At 68.1% G+C, this 20,657-nt stretch carries 20 protein-coding genes; 11 read left to right on the top strand and 9 right to left on the bottom strand.

Annotated features, from left to right (window positions below; genetic code table 11):
- The 3 genes from D7X32_RS33525 to D7X32_RS33515 all read right to left on the bottom strand — a co-directional run.
- Window positions 1-1,897 (bottom strand): arylsulfatase (locus D7X32_RS33525; RefSeq protein WP_147450369.1); only part of this gene is annotated, 1,897 nt, incomplete at its 3' end.
- Between the two features lie 50 nt (window positions 1,898-1,947).
- On the bottom strand, window positions 1,948-2,352 hold the full coding sequence (locus tag D7X32_RS33520; protein ID WP_120606644.1) for a hypothetical protein: 405 nt from the start codon (window positions 2,350-2,352) through the stop codon (window positions 1,948-1,950).
- A 17-nt stretch (window positions 2,353-2,369) separates the two neighbouring features.
- Entirely contained in the window at window positions 2,370-3,170 is an 801-nt protein-coding gene (locus D7X32_RS33515) for a DUF2092 domain-containing protein (protein ID WP_158625813.1), read from the bottom strand.
- A 464-nt stretch (window positions 3,171-3,634) separates the two neighbouring features.
- Between D7X32_RS33515 and D7X32_RS33510 the strand changes: the two genes are divergently transcribed.
- Genes D7X32_RS33510 through D7X32_RS33480 form a run of 7 tightly spaced genes read left to right on the top strand, consistent with a single transcriptional unit; the run spans window position 3,635 to window position 10,309 of the window.
- Entirely contained in the window at window positions 3,635-4,369 is a 735-nt protein-coding gene (locus tag D7X32_RS33510) for a GNAT family N-acetyltransferase (RefSeq protein ID WP_158625812.1), read from the top strand.
- The gene (locus D7X32_RS33505; protein ID WP_171449289.1) at window positions 4,366-5,088 is read left to right on the top strand and encodes an iron-containing redox enzyme family protein; all 723 of its coding nucleotides are present in this window, start codon (window positions 4,366-4,368) and stop codon (window positions 5,086-5,088) included. Before D7X32_RS33510 ends, D7X32_RS33505 begins: the two co-directional genes overlap by 4 nt.
- Before the next feature lie 10 nt (window positions 5,089-5,098).
- On the top strand, window positions 5,099-6,178 hold the full coding sequence (locus D7X32_RS33500) for a DUF3419 family protein (protein ID WP_158625811.1): 1,080 nt from the start codon (window positions 5,099-5,101) through the stop codon (window positions 6,176-6,178).
- A gap of 13 nt (window positions 6,179-6,191) precedes the next feature.
- The gene (locus D7X32_RS33495) at window positions 6,192-7,076 is read left to right on the top strand and encodes an aspartyl/asparaginyl beta-hydroxylase domain-containing protein (RefSeq protein WP_120606640.1); all 885 of its coding nucleotides are present in this window, start codon (window positions 6,192-6,194) and stop codon (window positions 7,074-7,076) included.
- On the top strand, window positions 7,054-8,193 hold the full coding sequence (locus tag D7X32_RS33490; RefSeq protein WP_120606639.1) for a GNAT family N-acetyltransferase: 1,140 nt from the start codon (window positions 7,054-7,056) through the stop codon (window positions 8,191-8,193). The genes D7X32_RS33495 and D7X32_RS33490 overlap by 23 nt, the downstream gene beginning before the upstream one ends.
- A gap of 20 nt (window positions 8,194-8,213) precedes the next feature.
- Entirely contained in the window at window positions 8,214-8,849 is a 636-nt protein-coding gene (locus D7X32_RS33485; protein WP_120606638.1) for an FMN-binding negative transcriptional regulator, read from the top strand.
- A gap of 29 nt (window positions 8,850-8,878) precedes the next feature.
- Window positions 8,879-10,309: a transferase family protein gene (locus tag D7X32_RS33480; RefSeq protein WP_120606637.1), complete on the top strand. Its 1,431-nt coding sequence runs from the start codon at window positions 8,879-8,881 to the stop codon at window positions 10,307-10,309.
- Window positions 10,310-10,318: 9 nt separating this feature from the next.
- Here the strand turns inward: D7X32_RS33480 and D7X32_RS33475 are convergent, their stop codons facing one another.
- Complete coding sequence (locus D7X32_RS33475) at window positions 10,319-11,551, bottom strand: GNAT family protein (protein WP_147450368.1); 1,233 nt, start codon at window positions 11,549-11,551, stop codon at window positions 10,319-10,321.
- Window positions 11,552-11,694: 143 nt separating this feature from the next.
- On the opposite strand from D7X32_RS33475, the gene D7X32_RS33470 reads away from it, so the two are divergent.
- Window positions 11,695-12,909 carry a DUF418 domain-containing protein gene (locus D7X32_RS33470; RefSeq protein WP_244239326.1) on the top strand — a complete coding sequence of 405 codons (1,215 nt, stop codon included), beginning with the start codon at window positions 11,695-11,697 and terminating at the stop codon, window positions 12,907-12,909.
- A 54-nt stretch (window positions 12,910-12,963) separates the two neighbouring features.
- On the opposite strand, the gene D7X32_RS33465 is transcribed toward D7X32_RS33470, so the two are convergent.
- Complete coding sequence (locus D7X32_RS33465) at window positions 12,964-13,227, bottom strand: hypothetical protein (RefSeq protein ID WP_120606634.1); 264 nt, start codon at window positions 13,225-13,227, stop codon at window positions 12,964-12,966.
- A 226-nt stretch (window positions 13,228-13,453) separates the two neighbouring features.
- Here D7X32_RS33465 and D7X32_RS33460 point away from each other — a divergent pair, with 226 nt between their 5' ends.
- A complete protein-coding gene (locus tag D7X32_RS33460) occupies window positions 13,454-14,596 on the top strand; it encodes a hypothetical protein (RefSeq protein WP_120606633.1) in 1,143 nt (380 codons plus the stop codon).
- 123 nt (window positions 14,597-14,719) lie between these two features.
- On the opposite strand, the gene D7X32_RS47665 is transcribed toward D7X32_RS33460, so the two are convergent.
- Window positions 14,720-15,547 carry a PPC domain-containing protein gene (locus D7X32_RS47665; protein ID WP_279635639.1) on the bottom strand — a complete coding sequence of 276 codons (828 nt, stop codon included), beginning with the start codon at window positions 15,545-15,547 and terminating at the stop codon, window positions 14,720-14,722.
- A 436-nt stretch (window positions 15,548-15,983) separates the two neighbouring features.
- On the opposite strand from D7X32_RS47665, the gene D7X32_RS33445 reads away from it, so the two are divergent.
- A complete protein-coding gene (locus D7X32_RS33445) occupies window positions 15,984-16,217 on the top strand; it encodes a tautomerase family protein (RefSeq protein ID WP_120606631.1) in 234 nt (77 codons plus the stop codon).
- A gap of 18 nt (window positions 16,218-16,235) precedes the next feature.
- Here the strand turns inward: D7X32_RS33445 and D7X32_RS33440 are convergent, their stop codons facing one another.
- Window positions 16,236-17,009: a ferredoxin--NADP reductase gene (locus D7X32_RS33440; RefSeq protein ID WP_208752619.1), complete on the bottom strand. Its 774-nt coding sequence runs from the start codon at window positions 17,007-17,009 to the stop codon at window positions 16,236-16,238.
- A gap of 459 nt (window positions 17,010-17,468) precedes the next feature.
- Between D7X32_RS33440 and D7X32_RS33435 the strand changes: the two genes are divergently transcribed.
- A complete protein-coding gene (locus tag D7X32_RS33435) occupies window positions 17,469-18,221 on the top strand; it encodes a carboxymuconolactone decarboxylase family protein (protein ID WP_120606629.1) in 753 nt (250 codons plus the stop codon).
- Window positions 18,222-18,321: 100 nt separating this feature from the next.
- Here D7X32_RS33435 and D7X32_RS33430 read toward each other — a convergent pair whose 3' ends face one another.
- Both D7X32_RS33430 and D7X32_RS33425 read right to left on the bottom strand, forming a co-directional pair.
- Window positions 18,322-19,131 (bottom strand): sigma-70 family RNA polymerase sigma factor, encoded by an 810-nt coding sequence (locus D7X32_RS33430; protein WP_120606628.1) that lies wholly within the window; start codon window positions 19,129-19,131, stop codon window positions 18,322-18,324.
- 157 nt (window positions 19,132-19,288) lie between these two features.
- The gene (locus tag D7X32_RS33425) at window positions 19,289-20,551 is read right to left on the bottom strand and encodes an NAD(P)/FAD-dependent oxidoreductase (protein WP_279635638.1); all 1,263 of its coding nucleotides are present in this window, start codon (window positions 20,549-20,551) and stop codon (window positions 19,289-19,291) included.
- Between the last annotated feature and the right edge of the window lie 106 nt (window positions 20,552-20,657).

Raw genomic sequence — 20,657 nt, 5'->3', positions numbered from 1 at the left:
GGCTGACGATGACCCCCTCCGCCCCGCCCTCGGGGATCCGCAACTCGGCGGTGAGGTCGAACGACGTGTTCTTCACGTTCACCGTGGCCAGCTCCGGCATGCGGACGTTGTCGCGGTAATAGGTCACCGTCGTCCGGCCTTCGAGCAGGTTGGGCCGGTTGTCAGGCAGCGCCCGCTGCATGGTCTCGTCGTTGAGGGGATAGACGTTGTACTTGCGCGCCTCCTGGTCGAAGAGGGCTTGCAGCTGCGCGAGCTTCTCGGGGTGCCGCGCCGACAGGTCCTCGCCCTGGCTGAAGTCATGGGCAATGTCATACAGCTCCCACCGCTCCTGGGGCCCGAAGGGCAGGGATTGGATGCGCACCCAGGGCAGCCGTCCGTGGAAGCACGACGCCATCCACCCATCGTGGTAGATGGCCCGGTTGCCCAGGATCTCGAAGTACTGCGTCACGTGGGTGCTCGGAGCGTCCTTCTGGTTGAAGGTGTAGAGCATGCTGACGCCCTCGAGGGGCTTCTGCCGCACGCCGTCGACCTCTTCGGGAGGCGGCATGCCCGCCGCATCCAGCACGGTGGCCCCGATGTCGATGAGGTGATGGAACTGCGAGCGCAGGCCGCCCGCGTCCTGGATGCGCCGGGGCCAGGACACCACCAGCCCGTTGCGGGTGCCGCCCAGGTGGCTCGCGACCTGCTTCATCCACTGGAAGGGCGAATCCAGCCCCCAGGCCCAACCCACGTTGTAGTGGTTCTCACACCGGGGAGAGCCGAAGTCCTCCATGTGCTCGAGCAGCCATTCCGGATCCTCGGGGAAGCCGTTCTGGTAGGACGGGGAGCTCCAGGCGCCGTGCAGGGTACCCTCCGCGCTCGCGCCGTTGTCCCCGACAATGTAGACGAAGAGCGTGTTGTCCCAGACGCCCAGGTCCTGGATGGCATCGACGACCCGGCCAATCTGCGCGTCCGCGTGGGCCAGGAAGGCGGCGTAGACCTCCATCAGCCGCGAAGCCACCGGCTTGTACCGGTCCGGGTACTCCTCCCAGGAGGGAATCGGCTCCGGGCGCGGCGTCAGCTTCGTGCCAGGAGGGATGACGCCCAGCGCCAGCTGCCGCCGCCAGGTCTCCTCGCGGAGCGCGTCCCAGCCCTGGTCGAACTGGCCCTTGAACCGGTCAATCCACTCCCGCGCCACGTGGTGGGGATTGTGACCCGCGCCAGGCGCGAAGTAGATGTAGAACGGCTTGTCCGGCGCCGCCGTCTTCTGGTTGCGGATCCACCCGATGCACTGGTCGGCCAGGTCCTCGCTCAGGTGATAGCCCTCGCGGCCCCGGTACGGCGCGACCGGCGTCGTCTGATCATAGAGGGCGGGCTCCCACTGCGACGTCTCTCCGCCCAGGAAGCCATAGAACCGCTCGAACCCGAGCCCCGTGGGCCAGCGGTCGAACGGGCCCGCGGCGCTGACCTCCCACATGGGCGTGCAGTGGCCCTTGCCGAACCAGGCGGTGTTGTAGCCGCCCTGCCGCAGCACCTCCGCGGTGGTGGCCACGCTCTTGGGAATGGCGCTGTCATAGCCAGGCAGGCCCGTGGCGATCTCCGTGAGCGCCCCCATGTGGGCGCTGTGGTGGTTGCGGCCCGTCAGCAGCGCGGCACGGCTGGGCGAGCACATCGCCGTGGTGTGGAACTGGTTGTAGCGCAGCCCCTGTCCGGCCAGCGCCTCCAGGGTGGGCATGGGGATGGGGCCACCGAAGGTGCTGGAGGCGCCGAAGCCCACGTCATCCAGCAGCACGATGACGACGTTCGGAGCGCCCCGGGGCGGCAACGTGATGGACGGCCTGGCGGGCTGCGTGTCCGCCGCCGGGGCCCTCTTCGCGCCGCCGGGGCGTGCGGCGTCCTTCTTCTCGTGTCGAGCCATCGTGAGGCGCTCCTGTCAGGGGGTGGGGGCGGACCTTCAGGCCGCTCGAATCACGGCGGGTTGACCACGACGTAGGTCACGTCGGTTCCGGCATAGCGGGGCTGGTACCAGGTGCCCCCGCAGTTCTGGTACGTGACGCCGCGGGAGACGACGGTGGAGCACGAGGAGGGAAGCGCGCGCACCACCGTGCCAACGGCGACCGCGGCCACCATCGCGCCGGCCACCCTGGCCACGGGGTGGTAATCACGGTCCACGTCGACGTCGATGTCGCGGTGCACGTCCACGTCACGGTTCACATCGACGTCGCGATGGACGTTCACGTTCCGGCCACGGTCGACGTTCGTGTTCACGTGCGTCCGGGTCGTGTTGTGGACCTCGCGCGCGCTGGCTGCTCCCGCGAACAGCCCCAGCGAGGACGTGATGGCGAGCAGCGAAAGGATTCGTGTCGTGCGCATGGGAAATGGCTCCTGGCTCAGTCCGGCTGGCGCGACCGGGCCTTTGCTTCCTCGAGGACGATGCGGTGGGAGTCCTTCGCCGGGACGAACGCGAACGCCGCGTCATCGAGCCTGGGACGGAGGTTCCAGTCGAGCAGCACGGCATGCTGGGGTTGCGCCGGCTCCTTGACGGTCGTGATGACCAGCTTCCGGGGCAGCGGCGTGTCGCCCTTTTCAATCCAGAGCTGCCAGTCCACGCCGTCCTGCCGGAAGGCGTAGTGCTCGGTGTCCACGCCTTGGACACGGGCTGGCCCCACGTCGATGGCGGACTGGATGTCGCGCACCCCGCTCTGGTCCGTTCCCCAGTAGAACAGGTCGACCAGCGGCACCTCGATGCCGAAGCGCTGCTCGGCCTCCTGGATGGTCTTCGCCAGCGTGGGAGGCGCGTCGAACGACGCGTAGTAGCCCATCCTCGGGCCGTTCACCGTGAAGGTCTTGCCGTCATAGAAGAGCTGCCGCTGCTTGCGGTCGGAGGAGATGTCCGCCCGCAGCCGGTCCGGACGCCGCACCTGGATGTCGCTCTGGCCGGAGAACTGGACCTTCTGCCCGCTCGTGAGCACCTCGTCCGTGGTCGTCTCCGCCCGGACCGCGAATGACTGCTGATCGCGCAGGAAGGCGCCCATCCTGTTCAGGGCGGAGAGGGCCTGGGGATCGATCTCCGGCGCCGTGCTCGAGGCCTGCTCCTCCGCGCCGAGGGCCGGCACCGTCCATCCCACCAGGGCCCCCGAAACGACCGCCCAGGCCACCCTCCGCGACCGGCCGCTCGCATGCATTCCCATGGACCTCCACCTCCTGGTGAGCGCGGGATGCAGCACGCGCCAAGATGAAGCTGAGGACGCGGTTCGCTGGCGCAAGGCCACGGGCCAGAGGGCAGGCAGGGCCAAGGTGGCGGTCTCCTGGCTTCCTCGCGCGAAGCAGCCACCCATCCGCCCGGGTAGACGCCCGTCGTGACGTCTGGCGTTGCCCACGTCTCACGGATACGCCATGGCGGATCGCGCGGGGAGGTGCGCACTACTCGCGGGGAGGCTCACGGATGCGACAAGGGCGCTACCTCCGGAGCGCTTTACGCAACGCGATGATCTGAGCGACTGTTGGATTCAAGGCGCGAGTGGATCCGGAGGCCGTGAGGCCCGGGGTGCAACCGCGCGTCCCTGAAGAAGACATCTCATTTCCTTGAACACGTATGCCTTTGCGCCGGCGCCCGCCGCCAGCGGCAGCCTTGCGAAGCCAGAGGGGGAAGTCCGTGGCTGATACAGCTGGTGGCGCATCCCGCGACGAGGAGCTGGCCTCCAACCTCGCGGCGATGAGCGCCTTGGCGGTGCTGATGGCTCCGCTCGGCGCGGGGGGCACACCCCTGGTCGTGAGCGGCCCCCATCTGCGTGGCGCCTCCGCCGCCGACGTGGAGCGCATCCAACGCTTTCGCGACGCCCAGTACCGGGAGCGGCTGAGCTACATGCTGAGCCCCGAGCAGCTCCAGATCGACTGGCGGTTGCAGCTGGATGAGCGCAGCGCCCACTTCGGCGCGAGCTGGGGCGAGCGGCTGGTGGGAAGCCTGCGCATCACCCCGGCTCCCTTCGAGTTCCACGCGCTTGCCGGCTCCCTGGAGGAGCAGGCGCCGAGGTTCCGGGGCTACGCGGAGTTCAGCCGGCTGGTCGTGGATCCCGACGCACGCAGCGCCTACGTCACGCCCCGCCTGCTCCTCGCCGCCTGCACCTGGGCGATGCAGGAGGGCTACGTCGGCATCATCGGCCTGTGCCGCCGGGCCTCGCGCACCGTGTTCGAGCGCTACGGGCTCACCGCGGCCTCCGAGGAGCAGCACTCCGTGCCCCTGAGAGGCCCCCAGCCGTACACGCTGATGATGGGCACCTGGCCGCAGCTCATCGCCGCGAGCACGCGGCTGACCCAACGACTCAACCGCCTCCAGTCGAAGGAAGCATCGGAGGCCTACGCGCCACTGGCGGAGGTGGAACAGACATGACCGACACGACACAGGCAGCCTCCGGCATGGAGGCGCTGAAGCACCGCCGCTCCCAGGTCTGGGACGAACTGCTGGCCCAGTCCCGCTTCGTCCGCACCGTCCAACAGGGTGAGGTCACCAAGGCGCTCTACGCGCTGTATCTGATTGAGACGTATCACTACACCCGCCACAACGCGCGCAACCAGGCGCTGGTGGGCGTGCGCTGCGAGGACGACCGGCACTACCAGAAGTTCTGCTTCAACCACGCGGAGGAGGAGGTCGGCCACGAGCAGATGGCCCTGCACGATGTCGCCAGCATGGGCCTTCAGCCCGGCTTCCCCATCCCGCGCGCCCTGCCGGCGACCGAGGTCCTCATCGCGTACCTGTATTGGATTTCCTACCAGGGCAATCCGTTGCAGCGCCTGGGGTACAGCTTCTGGGCGGAGAGTTGCTACGACTACATCCGGCCGCTGCTGGGCAAGGTGCAGAAGACGCTGGGGCTCACGCCTGCACAGATGACCTTCTTCGTCGCGCACTCGGACATCGACGCGGAGCACTCGCAGGCGGTGGACGAGATGATCGCCAAGAAGTGCAAGACGCCCGAGGACTGGGAGGACGTGGCCCAGGTGATGGAGACCAGCCTCCGGCTGACGTGGCGCATGATGGACGAGGTGGCGGATGCCTACGCCCAGCTCGTCGACGGGCGCAGCGAGCGGGCCGCCTTCCTCAAGGCGCTGTGAGCCTCCCGCCATGGCACAGGCCTACTTCCGTCACCTGAACTATTCGCTCGGCGACGAGGACTCCAGCGTCGAGCTGCACGCCCTTCCGGCGGACGCCCGTCACGTGGTGGCCGTCGCCGGGAGCGGAGGGCGCGTGGTGCCGCTCCTCGCCCGCGCGCCCCGGAAGGTGACGTGCGTGGACATCTCCGACACCCAGCTCGCGCTCACCGAACTGCGCATCGCCGCGCTCCGGCAGTTGAACCACACGGAGTACCTGGGGCTGCTGGGCTACGAGGCCATGTCCATCCAGCGCCGGCTGGAGCTCCTCTCCTCCCTGCCCCTCTCCGGCTCCGCGCGGACGTCCCTGGAGCCCGTGCGCCAGGCGGTCCAGGCCGGCGAGCGCATCGTCTACCTGGGCCGCTTCGAAGGGATGCTGCGCACGCTGTCGCGCATCGTGGGGCTGTTCACCGGCCAGCGCGGGCGGAGGATGTTCGAACAGCCGGATGTCGCGGGGCAGCGCGCCTGGCTGGACGGCGGGTTTCCCAAGGGAGCATGGAAGCTGGTGCTCCTCTTGATGGGGAACTCGGCGGTGCTCAACTCGCTGCTCTACCGGGGGGACTTCCCGAAGAAGAACCGCCCCGAAAGCGCGTTCCGCATCTACTGGGACCTCTTCGACCGGCTCTTCCGCACGCTGCCGGTGCGCTCCAGCTTCTTCCTCCAGCTGGTCTTCTTCGGAGAGCTCCGCTACCCGGAGGGCTACCCCATCGAGTGCGACGCCGACGTCTTCCTGGCGGCGCAGCGGGCCGCGCGCACCGCCGACATCATCTACGTCCGGGGCGACATCATCCAGCACGTCCAGGAGCAGCGGGACGTGGACTTCGTGTCGCTCTCCGACGTGCCCTCGTTCCTCCCACCGGAGCGCGAGCGCGACTTCCTGAACGCGATGAAGCCCGGCCTCGCGCCGGAGGCCCTGGTCGTCACCCGGGGGCACCTGCGCGTCGCCTCACCGGAGGTGCAGGGCTACGAGGTCGTCTCCGGCCGCTACGAAGACGCCATCGCGAAGGAGCGCACCCAGCTGTGGCGGATCCACTTCTATCAACGACGTTCTTGAGGAGCGCCGTCTCATGCATGCCGTGAAGCTGACGAAGACGTTCGACCCCCAGGCGCTGGAGGCGGCCTGGCACGCCGTCCGGCGCCAGGTGGAAGCGCTGCCCGCAGGCTACCCGGGCGAAGGCCATCAGGGGTGGACCTCCATCTGCCTGCACTCCGCCACGTCGGGGGCATCACCGGTGCTGGAGCAGGCCCCCTATCTGCGCGACCTGCTCTCCGGCCTGGGGCTGAAGCTGCGGCTGGCGCGCCTGCTGCGCCTGGAGCCCGGAGGCGTCATCCGCGAACACCAGGACGCGTTCCTCTCCAAGCGCATCGTCCGGCTCCACATCCCCGTCGTCACGCATCCCGACGTGGAGTTCTACGTGGGCGGGCAGCGGTGTGTCTGGGGCGCGGGAGAGTTCTGGTACGGCGACTTCTCGCTGCCGCACCACGGCGTCAACAAGAGCGACGTGGCCCGCATCCACCTGGTGCTGGATGTCACGGCGGACGACGCGCTGCTCCACCTCTTCCCGCCCCAGCAGGTCCCCCCGTCGCTGCAAGCCATGGGAAGCGAAGTCACGGAGGCGGAGCTGGATCCGCGCATCGTCGAGCGCTTCGCCTTCGACTTCACCCTCCCCCAGGGTTTCAGCCTGCCGGGCACCGGCCTCGCGCCGCTGCCGTCCGAGGCCCGGGGTGGCCTGCGGATGGTGGACAACGAGCTGTGCATCTTCGTCAACGAGCAGCCGATGCTGAAGGCCGTGCCGGTGTCGGAGGACACGGTGGACCTGATCGGGATGGGGCCGGAGGCGCGCCTGCGCTACACGTTCCGAGGCGAAGCGGTGCGGGATGTGACGCTCACCGTGGGCACGACCCCGGTGTACTCGTTCGACGTGCGCCATGGCTCCGGTCAGGCTCATTGAGCGCGCCCCTCCGCCGCTCGCGGAGGCGGAAGGCAGCGACAGCGCGCGGCTGGCGTCGAAGCTCGTCGGTCACTACGTCGAGCGCGGCACCACGCCCTTCATCGAGAACACCCGCCACCGGATCCTGCTGGCGGACGTGGATGGCGAGGTGACGCCGCTCATCATCAACGACGGCGCGGACAGCGACTGCTACCTGACCTCGCCGTTCATCAACTACATCACCTACGCGGAAGAGTTCGTGCACTCCGTGAAGGAGCCCGGGACGCGGCGGGCGCTGCTCGCGTTCATCCGGGCCGTGCGGGCGGTCATCCGCCCCAGGCACCTGGACCGGGTCGTCTACGTCAATCACTGGATGCTGGCCACGGGGCCGGCGCTTCGCTTCACGCCGGAGCAACTGGAAAGGCTGACGCAGGCGTTGCGGGAGCGCTTTCCGACGCACGCCTTCGTCTTCAAGCGGGCCACCGCGGAGACGGAGGAGGCGGTGGCCCGGGAGCGTCCGGGCGTGGAGCTGCACGCCATCTTCAACCGCCAGATGTACGTGTGGCGGCACGAGGAGGGGAAGAAGCCGCCCCGGGAGTTCCGGCAGGACCGCAACCTGCTGAACCAGCACCGAGCGAACCTGCGCAGGCTCACGGCCGCGGAGCCCGGTGTCATCGACCGTCTCCGTGAGCTGTACCGGGCGCTCTACATCGACAAGTACTCCGACCATAACGCCTTCTTCACGGAGGCCTGGTTCGAGGAGGTGTTCCGGCAGGGGCTGCTGGAGGTCTACGGCATCGAGGTGGAGGGCCGCCTCGCCTACTTCGTCACCTGCTTCGTCGCGGGCGATGAGCTGATTGGCTCCGTGGTGGGCCACGACCCGGTGCTGTCGCGCAAGCACGGGCTGTACCGGGCGGGAATGAGCCACCTGATGCAGCTGGCGGAAGCCAGAGGCCTGCCGCTCAACCTCAGCTCGGGCTCCGGGCAGTTCAAGCAGAAGCGCGGGGCCACGCCGCTCACCGAGTACGAACTGCTCTGCTTCTCTCACCTCCCCTGGCGTGCAAGGCTGTCCTGGTCGTTGCTCCGACGCATCTACAACGCGGTCGGGCCCAGGGTCTTCTCCGCCCTGAGCATCTGACCGCCCTCGTCGAGGACCGCATGCTCTACACGCCCCGCACCTTCCAGGAGTCGGACCTTCCCGCGCTGCACGCGTTCATGAAGCAGCACAGCTTCAGCACGGTCATCTCGCACGGCTCCGGGATCAACGTCTCGCACGTGCCGCTGTTGCTGCTGCCCGGCAAGGGCGACAAGGGCACGCTGATGGGGCACGTGGCCCGCGCCAACCCGCACTGGAAGGACTTCGACGGCGAGGGGCCGGTCCTCTGTGTCTTCCATGGCCCCCACGCCTACATCTCACCCACCTGGTACAAGGTGCGGCCCTCGGTGCCGACCTGGAACTACGCGGTGGTGCACGCGCTCGGGCGTCCGCGAATCATCGACACGCCCGCGGAGCTGTCCCAACTCATCGACATGACGATCGCGGTGTACGAGCCCGCCATTGGCGCTCCGGGCCACGACACCCGCCTGTCCGACGAAGGCCGCGCGCAGATGCTGGAGCACATCGTCGGCTTCGAGCTACCCATCGAGGAGCTCCAGGGCAAGTTCAAGCTGGGCCAGAACCGCTCGGCGGACGACCAGGCCGGAATGATGGAAGCGCTCGCGGGACAGGGCGGCGAGGCGCTGGCCCTGCTCGAACTGATGCGTGAGCGCTCCCGTACACGCGACAAGACCTGACGCAGTTCCTCTCTCCGGAGGCCCCGCACATGGCACGGCAGCTCGTCCTCACCCCTTCCGAACCGCTGAAGCGGACGTGGGCGCTGAGCGCCGTGGACGTCGCGCTGAAGGACATGTTCGTGAGCTTCGCGGCGGTCTTCAGCGGAAGGATCGACACCGAGCGCTTCACCCAGGCCCTCCGCGCGACGCTGATCCGCTATCCGTTCTTCCACGGCACGCTGAGGCAGCAGGAAGACGCGGTGCTGGTCATCTGCCACCACCCGCCCCGCCCCGGGGTCCGTGAGGGCATGAGCCCCGTCGGCCTGGACATCGACGAGGCCGACGCGCCCTTCCCCACGGGAGACCGGAGGGTCCTCTACGCGGGGGACTTCGTCTCCAGGCTCGCCCCCGGGAAGCCCCCGGTCCACGACGGGCGCCGGCCGTTGCTGCACCTGAAGCTCACGCACTTCCGCGACGCCTCCGTGGTGGGGCTGAGCTGGAACCACGCGCTGACGGACCTGCACGGCATCTACGACTTCCTGCACGCGGTATCGGACGCCTATAGCGACCCGTGCCGGGCGCCTAGCGAGCCGCCGGTGTTCGACCGGCGCGACATCTGGAGGCACCTGGGTGAGCCGGACGAATCGGCCGACAGCCGGCCCTCACGCGAAGGACGGCACGGCATCGTCCACATCTCGCGCGCCAGGGCGACGCTGGGCATCGTGCGCTACCTGAAGCAGGCCGTGACGGATGCCGTGCCCGTCTGCCTCTTCCTGGACGAGGACGGCGTCGACGGCATCAAGGCCCAGGCCTTGGCCGCCGGCACGAAGGTGTCCACGAACGACGTGGTCAACGCGACGCTGCTGAAGTTCTTCGGCGAATGCACCCGCGAGCCACGAGCGTCCCCCGAGGTGGGCCTGTACTTCCCCATCGACGTCCGCGACCTGCTGGGCGCACCGCCAGGGTCGGTGGCCAACTGCCTGGGCAACGCCTCCGCGGTGCTGCGGCGCGCGGACCTGTGGAGTTCGACCGTCACGGAGCTGGCCATCCGCAATCGCGCCGTGGTGTCAGCCTACGGCACGGCGCAGCTGCAAGAGGATCTGCGCTGGGCGGACTACTGGCGCCGCAACACCGGCCCGAGCAGCGTGTATCACCACTGGCTGCTCGGGAGGGACCGCGTCTATTCCTCCAACTGGACCAGTCAGGAGCTCGCGCGTGTGCGCTTCGACGGCGCGGCCTTCGTCACGCTGCTGCGCAGCTCGCAGCTCAACAAGTGGCTGCTGCTGCCCGCCTTCCACAGCACGGTCCTGCCCCGGATGGAGGACGGCCGGATGAAGCAGGTGGTGCGGGTGAGCGTCCGGCGGGAGCACTTCCAGACGCTGGCGCGGCACCTGGCGGACTGGCCCCACGTGCAGGAGGCCATCCGGCTGGACACCGGCGAACGGCTGCGGCGCCAGGCCCCCCTGGCGCGCGCCGGGTAAAGGCACGGCTCAACGCCGCGGAGTCACCGCTTGCTCCGCCAGCGCCGGGTCCTGGAACAGGGGGACATCCTCGCGGAAGACATTCCGCTCCACGGGGGGCGCGGGCTTCATCAGGTTCTGCGTGAGCCAGCCCAATCCCTGACGCTGCAGGGCGGAGCGGTGCCAGATCCAGGCCTGCACGTGGACGGGCTGGGCTCCGACGCTCATCTTCGGTCCCGCCGTGGTCATCCCCATGTTGACCGCCTTGCAGCCGTGTTCGATGGCGTAGCGGACGACCTCGTAGAGCAGCCGGAAGTAGACGCCCTCCTCCAGGGCCGCTTCGCGAGAGAACCCCGTGCAGGAGAACCGGAGCATGGGTCCGTCGAGGAACAGCAACCCGAACCCCGCGATGCTGTCATCGGGCCGGCGGAGCAACATCACCTTCGCCTCGGGCATGTCGCTGGCGGAAGCGAAGAAGCCTTCGGTGAGGACCAGCCGCCGGTACTGGGTGGCGCGGTCATAGAGGGTCCGCCACAGCGCCGTCAGCTGTGGCGCGAGCTCCGCGAACTGCTCCACCAGCTCGATGCGAAGCGAAGCCGTCTCCTTCATGCACCCGGCCAGCCGTGCCCGGTAGCGGGCGCGCATGTGGGCCTTGTATTCATTGAACGAGGTGAACGGCAGCGGGACGATGAACGCCGCGGGAAGCGGAGAGGGCACGAAGCCCAGGCGGCGGAGCACCTCCACGGCGTCCGGCGCGGCCGTCTGCTCGATGTCCCGGACGACGACCAGCGACGCACGCTGCCGGGCCGCCTCCTCTTGTGCCCAGCGCGCCACGGTCGTGATGGCTTCGGTGCTGGTCAGCGACGAGCGCACCGGGAACCCCACCCCCGCGGGGTTGCCCACCTCGATGACGCCGTACTTCAGGAAGCGAGGCGCCGCGCCGCGCACCAGGTGGACGGCCTGTTGGATCCGTTCATTGCCCAGATCCGCACCGTCGATGGTGTTGCGATAGGTGGCGGCGACACCCACGGGCTGCCCGCGCCCGTCGCCCAGCATGATGGGCACCTGGTGGAACCCGTCCATCTGGATGTGTTGAGCGCACTTCAGGAAGCGCTGGCTGAGATTGAAGTGTCCCTCGGGAACCCAGCAATCCCAATCACGCGCGCCCCCGTCCTTCCAGAACGCCCCACCGGCTTCCCGGACCGTCACCCCGCCGGAGCCGTGCTCGACGGATGAAAGCCTTTCGGCGCTGCTACCGCGCATGTCATTCCTCCGCGGACATCGGAGGCGAAACAGTGCCTTGACGCCCCATGACACGGGAAGGCTCCGGCGGGTTGCCGCCGGTCTGTCACAAAAACCAACCGGAGTTTCACGGCGATGTCAGGGGCTCACCGCAGGATGCTCCCGTGTCTCATTCATCCCCGCCCGCCCATCCGGTGCCGTCTCAAGAGCGCGTCGAAATGGTGGATGCCCTGCGCGGTTTCGCGCTGTGTGGTGTCTTCGTCTCGAACTCATTCCTCTGGTTCGGAGGCCGGAACCTGCTGCCGCCCGCGCAGCTCCAGGCCCTGGGCTCACCGCTCCCCGAGCTGGTGACCGGTGCCCTCTTCCTGTTCTTCGTGGCGCACAAGTTCCTCAACCTCTTCGGCTTCCTCTTCGGGCTGGGCTTCTCCCTCCAGCTGTCGCGAGCGGAGGCCCGCGGCACGTCGCACGTCCCCGTCCACCTGCGTCGGATGGGGGTGCTGTTGGGTTTCGGAGCGGCGCACCTGCTGGGACTCTGGATGGGAGACATCCTCCACCTGTACGCACTGGCGGGCCTCCTGCTGCTGCTCTTCTCTGGCAGGTCGGACCGGGCGCTGTGGCGCTGGGTGGTGGTGCTCCTGGGAGTGATTCCTCCCGGTGTGCTCGCACTCCAGCTGTGGGGGCCAGGAGCGGCGGCGCCTGCCCATGAATCAGCGCTGCGGGCCGAGCTGCTGGCGGCGCTCTCCAGTGACTCGGTCTGGACGGCGCAGGCGGGAAACGCCCGCTACGTCTGGCGGACGTGGTTCAGCTCCCCCCGCGTGCTCATCTGGCTCACGCTGATCCTCGGCCGCTTCCTCCTGGGCCTGCTGGCGGGGCGTCACCGGTTGTTGCAGGACGTGGAGCGCCACCGTCCCCTGCTCCGCCGGATTTTGTGGTGGGGGCTGGGCTTGGGAGGACTGCTCAACGCGGGAGGACTGCTGGCGTTCCAGCTGCGAGCCCAGGGACTGGAGCCCGCGAGCCACGCCGGCCTGTTCCTCCTGATGGCGCTTCAGGAGTTGGGCTACGTGCTCCTGGGCGCCGCGTACCTGGCGGGCTTCGCGTTGCTCTTCCAGCGCGAGCGCTGGCGCCGCGTGCTGGCGGTGTTGTCCCCCGTGGGCCGCATGGCGCTGACGAACTACCTGATGCAGACGGTGCTGAGCCTGTGTCTCTACAGCGGCTGGGGCCTGGGGCTCATCGGCCGCCTTCCACCGTCACACTGTGTCGTCATCGCGCTGGGGCTCTTCGCGGTGCAGGTGCTGCTCAGCCACGCCTGGCTGAAATACTACCGCTTCGGTCCCGCGGAGTGGCTGTGGCGCTCGCTCACCTACGGCAGTCTCCGGTGAGGCACCTCGGGCGGAGCCACGAGGTGCCTCGGGACGGCATTCAAAGGCTCTGCTTCAGTGAAGGCACGTCAGTGTCCCGGGACTGCACTCGTAGCCGGTGTTGCAGTACTTCCCCTCACAGCACCGCTGCTTGAAGCCACCACAGCCCGGGCCCACCTGGGCGGAGACGTCACCTGACCCGGCTTCCGTCGCGGGAGCCTGGGACTCGGTCGAAACTCCTTCCGTCTGCTCGGCGTCCGTCGTCTCCGCTCCACCACAGGCCAGGGCAAACGCCAGCCCCATCACCACGAAAGCACTCTTCGCGACACGCGTCAGCATCGGGAGCTCCTCTCAGTGAGAACCGCGGCTGTCTGAATATCGGAAGCAGGCAGGCGCTTGCAATTCAATGCCTCTCACGCGAACCATCCCGTTGCGAAGGGATTGAATCCCGGCCCCCTCCAGCCCTGGCGCACGTGGATGCATGGAAACGTCTCGCCCCAGCGGCAGGGGCAAGCGGCGAGCTGACTGGCCAGGGCCGCACCCAAGGCACAGTTTTGTATTCACCATGGACGTTCCCGCCTCACTGCTCGACTTCTCGCTCATCCAAGGAAGCGCGCTCGATCGGCGGCGCTCCCTCGCCCGCCCCCGCCGCACCTCCCGGCCCACGCGCATCCTCGTCCTGACGCTGGTGGGCTGGCTGCCGCTCCTCGCCCTGTCGCTCTTCCAAGGCGAGCCGGCCGTGCTGCGCTCGTTCCTGCGCGACATGGGGATCCACGTCGAGTTCCTGGTGTCCCTGCCGCTGCTCATCGCGGCCGAGCGATACATCGACCTGAGCCTCGGGGCGGCCGTGCGCCAGTTCGTCGTCTCGGAGCTGATTGATGAGAAGGACCTGGCCACCTTCGAGGGCATCGCGCGCGGGGTGATGCGGCTGAGGCGCAACGCCACCATCGAGGCCGGGTTGCTGGTCGCATCCTTGGCGGTGTCCTTCATGGACCTGCCCCACCAGGCGAACCCTGTCTGGCTTCATTCGGAGCCCGGTGGCCCGCGCACCCTGGCCGGGTGGTGGTACCTCGTGGTGAGCATGCCCCTCATCCGGTTCCTGGTCCTGCGCTGGCTCTGGCGGGGCGTCCTGTGGGCGAGCTTCCTGTTCAGGGTCTCCCGGCTGCGGCTCACCCTCGTGCCCACCCATCCCGACACAGCGGGTGGCCTGGGATTCCTTGGCACCTGCCAGGCAAGCTTTGCCCTCATCGTCCTCGCGGTGGCCTCCACGCTCACCGCGCAGCGGCTGGCGCGCGCCCCCAGCGCCGACTACACCGACTACGCCCTTCACCTGTTGGCCTTCGCGATCCTCTGCCTTGGCATCGTCTTCGCCCCGCTGGTCTTCTTCAGCCGCCAGCTCCTGCGCGCGAAGCGGCGGGGGGACCATGCCTTTTCGGGTGTGGCCGCCTGGCACTCGCGGCGCTTCGAGGAGCGATGGTTCCACCGCGAGCCGCCCGCCGGGCAGGAGCTCCTGGGCGCGCCCGAGTTCTCGTCCCTCGTGGACCTGGGGTCGTCCTTCACCGTCGCGCGCCGCATGCGCTGGTTCCCGGTGGACATCCGTGCGGCGGTGGCCGTCTTCAGCGCGGCCATGGCGCCCATGGTGCCCCTGCTCCTCGCCGACCGGCGCTTCCTCGAGGTGTTGTTGGCGCTTGGAAAGAGCGTGCTCTGACCCGGTGTCCCTCCGCGAACCACTCGAAGTGACGCACCGACTGGCCTTCGTCCGGATCGCGCTCGGAGTCGGTGCGCACCATCGGTTCAGCGCGCTCCTTTTGACGAACACCGCGTCTCGCGCCTACGGCCCGGCCGTGTACGTCGTCGTCAAAGTGACGCCCGAATACGCCGAGTACGCGCGGAGGCCGACGAAGTACGTGCCCGCCGACGGCGCCGTCAACGTGCAGGTCTCGTTGTTGCCTCTAAGGTCAGGACGACATTGGTAGGTCGTCGTCGTCGGGGCCGTGCCGAAGTTGACGTAGAGGTCCGCGTCACCCGTGCCGCCGCTGAGCGTGAACGTCACCACCGATTGGCCCGAAGGTACGTCGAGCGTCCAGTAATTGAAGTGGCCGACGATGCTGTCCGCGATGTCGATGATCGGGGGCCAGGGGGGAGGAGGAGCAGGGTTCACAGGCAAGGGCCAACGCCAGGGCCAGGGCCAGGGCGGGCACAGGGGCGGATCGTCGTACGTGCCGGTCAGGCTGACTCCCGAGTACGCCGAGTACCCGTAAAGGCCGACATGGTATGTGCCTTCCTGCGGCAGCAAGATCGTGCAGGTCTCGTTGTTGCCGCTGAGGTTCGGACGACATTGGTAAACCGACGTCGTCGGCGGCGTGCCGCGGTTGACGTAGAGGTCCACGTCACCCGTGCCGCCGCTGATCTTGAACGTCACCTTCGACTTGCCGGCGGGCACATAGAGACTCCAGCGCTGGAAGGAGCCCGCGCTACCCGAAACTCCGGTCATCGACAGCCAGGGGTCAGGATGCGGTCCCAAGGCCGGTCCCTGCGCAGGGAAGTCGCCAGGTGCCGACTCGTCAATTCCGAGCATCTTTCGAGACGCCTCCTGAGGCACCTCAAGGTCGTACCCGATGCCGTCGGTAGCGCCCCTGGCCTGGATCGGGTCCGCCATCGGATCCTGAGTCTCGGGGGGGCGATCACTGCACCCAGATACCAATACACCGCCAACCGCGAGTACGAGCACTCTTTCAAACATGGGTCCCCTCCAGCTCTGGGTCTGACGTTGGCGGCGCGCTTCTCACCGCGCGTCGCCACCCTGCGGTGCTGATTCAGCACACGTCAGCATCGAGAGTTCCTCTCGGTGAGTACCGCGCATGTCTGAATATCGGAAACAGGCAAGCCCTTGCAATTCAGCAAGGCCAAGACCAGCCACACAAAACATCACGTTGCGATGGGATTGAAGCCCGGCCGGAGTTCGTCGAGGCGCTCACGCACCTGGCCTTCGACCGTGGCTGGCCCAAGGTCCTGTCCGCGATGAACGTCGCGAAGGAGACGTTCAAGACGCCAGGCCCTGCGAAGGACCCGTCCCAGAAGTAGAGGATCAGCGCATGCCCCACGTCACCGTGAAGCTCTACCCCGGCAAGTCCGAGCAGCAGAAGACCCAGCTCGCCGAGCAGATCGTGAAGGACGTCATGGCCGCCCTCGGCAGCGCCGAAGGTTCCATTTCCGTCGCCATCGAGGAGGTCAGCCCAGCGGACTGGCCGGAGGCGGTCTACCGGCCGGAGATCGCCGGCCAGTGGGACCGCCTCTACAAGAAGCCCGGCTACAACCCGCTCAAGTAGCCGGTGCGCAGCGGCCCGTCAGCGCTCCGCGAAGGCCTTCTCGGTGACGTAGTGCCCGGCCTCACCGGGGGTGCCTTCACGGAAGCCGCGCTCCTCCAGCATGGTCGTGAGATCCGCCAGCATGCCGGGGCTGCCACAGAGCATCACCCGGTCGGTCTCCGGGTTCAGCGGCGGCAGGCCCACGTCGTTGAACAGCTTCTCGCTGCGGATGAGGTCGGTGATGCGGCCCGTGTTGCGGAAGTCCTCGCGCGTGACGCTCGGGTAGTACGTGAGCTTCTGCTTCACCAGCTCCCCGAAGAACTCGTTGTGGGGCAGCTCGTGGAGGAAGAGGTCGTGGTAGGCCAGCTCCTCGGCCCGCCGGCAGGTGTGCGTGAGGATGACGCGGTCGAACTGCTCGTACATCTCCGGGTCCTTCACGAGGCTCAGGAACGGCGCCAGGCCCGTGCCGGTGCTCAGCATGTAGAGGTTCTTGCCGGGCAGCAGGTGCTTGAGGACGAGCGTCCCGGTCGCCTTCTTGCTGACGAGGACCTGGTCCCCCTCCTTCAGGTGCTGCAGCCGGGAGGTCAGCGGCCCGCCGGGCACCTTGATGCTCAGGAACTCGAGGTGGTCCTCGTAGTGCGCGCTCACCATGCTGTAGGCGCGCAGCAGCGGACGGCCCTCCACCTCCAGGCCCATCATCGTGAACTGGCCGCTGGCGAAACGGAAACCCGGGTCACGCGTGGTGACGAAGCTGAAGAGGGTGTCGGTCCAGTGGTGCACGCGCAGCACGGACTCCTTCATGAGACTGCTCACGGTTGTCGCTCCAAAAAGGGCCGGCGGCGTTCATGTGCGCTTCGCACACGTGGCCGAACGCGCCGGTCAACGGGCGGCGTTGTGCGACAGATTCCCCGTTGACACCAGGGGAAGCAGGCGGGCAGCCAGCGTTGCGCTTATCGCCGGGTTCAGGTCTCCAGCGAGGTCGCCGCCCGGCATCCACCAGCGCCGGGAGCCCACGCCGCACTGTCAACCGCTCCTTAAGGGCCTGTTGGCCCGTGGGGTGTAGTCACCGGAAGCGCCAGGCCTTACCTCTCGGAGGAACCCAAGGCCCTCCGGCGGAGGCGGCCTGGGGGTCATCAATCCTCCCGAGGAACCGACTCATGCGAGCAACCGTGATGGATGGCGCCGGCTACCGCGCGATGGACAAGCGCGAAGCCCTCAAGGTGCTCGTCCGGCCCTGAGCCTGTCCCGAATGCTCGAAGAGGAACATGCACCATGGCCATCAGTGACGAAGCGCAGCGCAACCACGACGCCTTGTTTCCCAATCACAAATCAACGCTCAAGGAGACCGACCCAGAGCTGATCGAGCTCTTCGACAACTGGGCGTTCGGCGAAGTGCTCCAGGACGAGACCTTGGACCCTCGAACCCGTCTCATGGTGCAGCTCGCGGCCATGATTGCCTGCCACGCGGTCAATGAGTACCGCGTCATGCTGGGCGGGGCGCTCAACGTCGGCGTCACGCCGGTGGAGGTGAAGGAAATCGTCTATCAGGCGGTGCCCTACGCCGGCATGGCGCGGGTGTTCGACTTCCTCCACGCCACCAACGAGGTGCTGCGGAGCCGGGGCATCCCGCTGCCACTGAAGGGGCAGTCGACGACGAACCCGGCCACGCGGTTCGACAAGGGGCTCGAGGTCCAGAAGCGGATCTTCGGCGACTCGATCGATCAGATGTACGCGAAGTCTCCGAAGGACCAGCTCCATCTCCAGAAGCACCTGTCCGCCAATTGCTTCGGCGACTACTACACCCGCACGGGCCTGGACCTGAAGACGCGGGAGTTGCTGACGTTCGCGATGATTGCGTCGCTCGGAGGATGCGAGCCCCAGCTCGCAGGCCACGTCGCCGGGAATCTGGCGGTCGGAAACGACCGGAAGGTGTTGGTGAGCACGATCACCCACCTGCTGCCGTTCATCGGCTATCCCCGCACGCTCAATGCCATCAAGGTCATCAACCAGGGGACAGCAGCGTGACCCGGAACGTCCTCATCCTCGGCGCGAACGGACAGCTTGCGCGCAACACGACCCGCGTGTTCCTCCGGAATACCGATGCCCGCTGACACTCCACACCGGATCAGGAGGGCACCGCGCGCGACAGCGCCTGGCGCACCGCCGCGCGCACGGGCGCGGGCACCGCATCCCCGGGAATGCGGCGGCACAGGGACACCGTGCGCTTGAGCGAGTCGCACGCCCCGGTACAGCGCGGGCAGCGCGACAGATGATCTTCCAGGCGCACGCAGGTGGCCTGATCCACCTCCTGCGCGGCGAACTCCGTCAGCTCCTGTGCCAGCTCCGGACACCCCTGCGCCTGCCCCTGGGCGCCCTCCCCCATGAGGGTGGAGAGGTGCTCGCGCAGCTGGAGTCGCGCGCGGTGCAGCCGGCTCTTGAGCGCCCGCACCTCGATGCCCACCACCCGCGCGGCCTCCTCCGCCGTGAGCCCCTCCACATCCCGGAGGATGAGGGCCTCCCGGTACGCCTCCGGCAGCGCGAGGATGGCCGCCTGCAGCACCTCCCCCATCTGCCGCGCATGGGAGACCATGTCCGGAGTCGCCTCCTCCGCGGCAACGTGGGTGGCGGCGGGAGAGTCGAGCGGCTGGAAGTCCTCGGGCACTCCGACGCGCCGGCGGCGCAGGCGGAAGCAGTGCGTTCGGGCCACCTGATACAGCCAGGTGGAGAGCTCCGCGTCGCCCCGGAACGCGTGGATGCCCCGGAAGGCCGCGAACAGCGTCTCCTGGAGCACCTCCTTGGCGTCCTCCTCCGAGCCGCACATGCGCAGGCCGAAGCGGTACACCTGCTTCTCGTGGCGGGCGAGGACCTCATCCAGCGCCTTGTCGTCGCCAGAGCGCGCGGCCTCCATCAACTGCTCATCGGTTCGCGTCGACATCCGCCCGTCGCCTCCTCCTGGCTTCCGCGCCGCTTCCGTATCGGAAGAGCGCCCGGTCGCCGGGATGCCTTTCAAGACATCTCCCTGGGAAGACATAGCAGGAGCTTGTCTCCAGCGCCGGAGAGACGGGCCCAGTGACCGGCCGCAGGCATAGGCACTACGCGCGCCCGCGGAGCATGAAGTCCCAGTACAGGCGCGGCAGCCCGTACTTCTTGAGCAGCCACATGTCGCGGCGCTCCACGAAGGTGTCGATGAGTGGGATGCTCGGCGCGGGCTTGCCGTCGTAGTCGAACTCGGCGAGCAGCATCTTCCCGTAGCCCGTCACCAGCGGACACGACGCATAGCCGTTGTACCGGGCGGTGGGGGGCTTCCCCGCCATGACGGCGAGCAGGTTCTCCACGAGCACCGGGGCTTCGGCCCGGATGGCCGCGCCGGTGCGCGAGGTGGGCAGGTCGCTCGCGTCCCCAAGCGCGAAGACGTTCGGATGGTCGGGGTGTTGCAGCGTGTGCTTGTCGGCCTTGATCCAGCCTGCGTTCGGGCCTTCCTTGTGAGCGAGCGGGCTCGCCTTGATGAAGTCGGGCGCGCTCTGCGGCGGCGTGACGTGCAGCAGGTCGTAGCCCAGCGTCACCCGCTCCTCCCGTCCCTCCCGCATCACCGCGAAGACCGCCTCTCGCTGACCGGGGCGCACTTCGACGAGGTTGTGGCCGAAGTTCGTCTCGATGCCGTAGCGCTTCACCACACCCTCGAGCACGTCCGCGAACGGCTTCACCCCGAAGATGGCCTTGCCGGCCGAGCCGAAGACGACGCGCGAGCGCTCCGCGAGCCCCGTGCGGCGCAGGTGGTCCGCCACCAGGTACATGATCTTCTGCGGCGCCCCCGCGCACTTCACCGGCGTGGCCGGATGCGTGAAGAGGGCAGTGCCGCCCTTGAAGGCGCGGACCATCTCCCACGTCTTCGGCGCCAGCCGGAAGTCGTAGTTGCTGGACACCCACGGCGTCTCCAGCGCCTCGCGAAGGCCACGCACCTTGTCCCAGTCCAGTTGGATACCGGGAGCGAGCACCAGGAAGTCATAGGACAGACACAGCCCGCCGCGCGTGCGGACCTCCTGCCGCACCGGGTCCACCTCCTCCGCCCGGTCCTGGATCCACCGCGTCCCCTTCGGGATGTAGTCAGCTTCCGGCCGCACGGTGCTCGCGATGTCCGCGGCGCCTCCGCCCACGAGCGTCCACAGTGGCTGGTAGTAGTGGTGGGCCGAGGGCTCGATGAGGGCAACGTCGTGGACGCCCCGGCGCTTCAGCCGTGCGGCGACGGTGAGTCCCGCCGTGCCTCCGCCGATGATGAGCACCCGGTGACGCTCGGACGCGGGAACGGGCATGACGGAGGGCGGATTGCCCTGGGGCTGCTCGTGGGGATTGGACACGTTCGATCTCCATGCGATGGGTCTGGAGGTATGAGCCCAAGCGCGGTGAAGAGGATTCACCCCCGGCGCCCGATTGCCCTGGCGGGCCCTCTCGTCAGGCCCCCGC

The sequence above is a fragment of the Corallococcus carmarthensis genome (genome assembly GCF_003611695.1).
GTDB classification, from domain to species: Bacteria; Myxococcota; Myxococcia; order Myxococcales; family Myxococcaceae; genus Corallococcus; species Corallococcus carmarthensis.
This window is presented reverse-complemented; position numbering and strand designations above follow the sequence as displayed.